Raw genomic sequence first — 540 nt, 5'->3', positions numbered from 1 at the left:
CCTGCGCCAGGCGGCAAAAGCGCAGAAGCCAGAGGAAAAGCCCGGCAGCAGTGATAAGAAAACGACAGCGGATCATCAAAATCAACAGGATCACTGGCATGATGCCCGTCAGGCCGTTGCAGAGCAGTTGGGTAACCTGGCTGATGAAACCGTTGACCTGGTCATTAAAAAGAGTGGTCAGTTGGAGGCGGTCAAGCCGATCCTTGAGGGCAGTATCCGGGAGGTTATGAACCTTGTCGTCAAAGAAGGGGCGTTGTTTACCGCGAGGCACAACGGTGAACAATGTGACGACGTAAATGCCTTAGAGGGCGGCACGGCACTTACCGAACAATTACCGACGTTTCTGACCACTGCCACAGTCGAATTAATGGTTGAACTGCTGAGTGACCGTTTGCAATCCGGGGACTGGAAAGCAGCAACCGTTACTGAGATCACTGCCGGGGAGGAAACGGCAGACTCAGCCACGATGATAGCCCGCAAAGTTGACCGGATGCTGGGCGAAGGGCTTGCCGGGATGGTCAGCGCAGTGGCCGACCAGGT

The 540-nt window shown here is 55.4% G+C and carries 1 protein-coding gene; it reads left to right on the top strand.

Annotation, left to right across the window (positions count from 1 at the left end; all coding sequences use genetic code 11):
• Positions 1 to 540: hypothetical protein (locus J7438_RS27310; protein WP_209279148.1), on the top strand; the 540-nt coding region annotated here is incomplete at both ends.

Source organism: Thalassotalea sp. G20_0, from assembly GCF_017744175.1.
Taxonomy (GTDB): Bacteria; Pseudomonadota; Gammaproteobacteria; order Pseudomonadales; family Endozoicomonadaceae; genus Endozoicomonas.
Note: the sequence above shows the minus strand (reverse complement) of the source record. Positions and strands in the feature narration are given on the sequence as shown.